Here is a 1,617-nt window from a genome sequence, read left to right as displayed (position 1 = left end):
GCGATTAAGTTGACGCGGCAGCGGCAACATAATCGCATGAAATTGCTCGAAAAAACATAGAACTAGAGCGTTAAGCTGAAAGCATAACGCTCTAGCAACCCGCGCCGATGATTTTCAGTACCGACTCTCCCCGGCCCGACACTTCAGATCCTGCGATTGGCGCGCGCCAGGACAACGTCAAGCAGAACCTGTGCCCCGGCTTCGGCCTCCTCCGGCGTAATCGATTCGGCTTCGTTATGGGAAAGCCCGTCCTTGCAGGGGGTGAAGATCATCGCGGTTGGAACGACGCTGGCAACATGGACCGCGTCATGTCCGGCGCCTGAAACGATCTCACGAGCGGCATATCCAAGTCGCGTGCAGGCCTCGCGAACCAGAGAGACGCAAGCAGGATCGAACGGGGTGGCCGCGACTCGGAATGAGGTCCGGATTGTGAGCGTCAGGTCTCGTTCCGCGGCAATGGCCTGTGCCTCACCGGGGAAGCGCTCGATCAGCATTTCGACGATCCGATCCTCAGGATGACGGAACTCGATACCGAAACGAACCTCGCCCGGTATCACATTCGGCGAGTTCGGGTGCACACTCAGCCGGCCAACGGTCCCTCGTCCGGTTTCGCCCTGCTCATGCATCAGGCGTTCAACAAGCAAGATGATCTCGGCCGCCCCTGCCAGCGCATCACGTCGCGCGTCGGGCGGGGTCGTGCCGGCATGAGATTCCTGACCGGTCAGGATCGCGTCGAACCAGACCAGCGCCTGCGCTCCGGTGACGATGCCAATTCTCTGGCCATCACGCTCAAGAATCGGACCCTGCTCGATATGGAGTTCGAAATAGGCATCCGCAGTCGCATGAACCGCAGGCTCGGGCCCTTCCGCGTCGATCGCGGCGAGGGCGTGCCCGACGGTCGTGCCATCAGCATCGCGCCGCGCCTTGATCGCGGCCTCCGAATCAATCCCCGCCCAGACCGCGCTGCCCATCATGGCCCGACCAAATCGGCTGCCTTCCTCGTCGGTCCAGTTGATCAGCTCGATCGGCGCCTCGGTGACGATGCCAAGGTCGTCGAGCGTGCGCATCACCTCAAGACCGGCAATCACGCCCAAGGCGCCGTCGAACTTACCGCCGGTCGGCTGACTGTCCAGATGGCTGCCGAACAGCACCGGTGGCCGCGCATCATCCCGCCCCGCGCGACGCGCGAACATGTTACCCATGCTGTCGACCCGCACGCTCAAGCCGGCCTCGGCACACCAGGCGGCAAATTGCGCGCGGCCTGCACGATCCACCTCGGTAAGAGCCACACGATTGACCCCTCCCTTGGGGGTCGCACCGATTTCGGCCATCGCCATGAGCGTGGTCCAAAGGCGTTTGCCATTGATCCGATAGTTACTCTCCACCGCCATACCGTCCCCGATCTGCTCAATAATCATCAGAAGTTATCAGACTGGTTTAGGAGACCGAATCATGCAAGCCGGGCGTCAGCGAAATCTTGAACTGGCCGCCTGATCGACCGGGTCCCGCTGCATCCAAACAACCGGACAACGCCATCAAGCGGCCTGATGCGGCCGGGCGCGTGGTCTGGCGTCGGCGGGCGGCTGTGGGTATCAGTCGGTCCGATGAATTATCGCC

1 protein-coding gene is annotated in these 1,617 nt (G+C 62.0%); it reads right to left on the bottom strand.

The window, feature by feature from the left end:
- Window positions 1–143: 143 nt before the first annotated feature.
- A complete protein-coding gene (locus tag ACP5E6_RS13605; RefSeq protein WP_427954842.1) occupies window positions 144–1,418 on the bottom strand; it encodes a Zn-dependent hydrolase in 1,275 nt (424 codons plus the stop codon).
- Window positions 1,419–1,617 lie beyond the last annotated feature (199 nt).

It is taken from the genome of Acidiphilium sp. (assembly GCF_049977125.1).
Classification (GTDB): Bacteria; Pseudomonadota; Alphaproteobacteria; order Acetobacterales; family Acetobacteraceae; genus Acidiphilium.
This window is presented reverse-complemented; position numbering and strand designations above follow the sequence as displayed.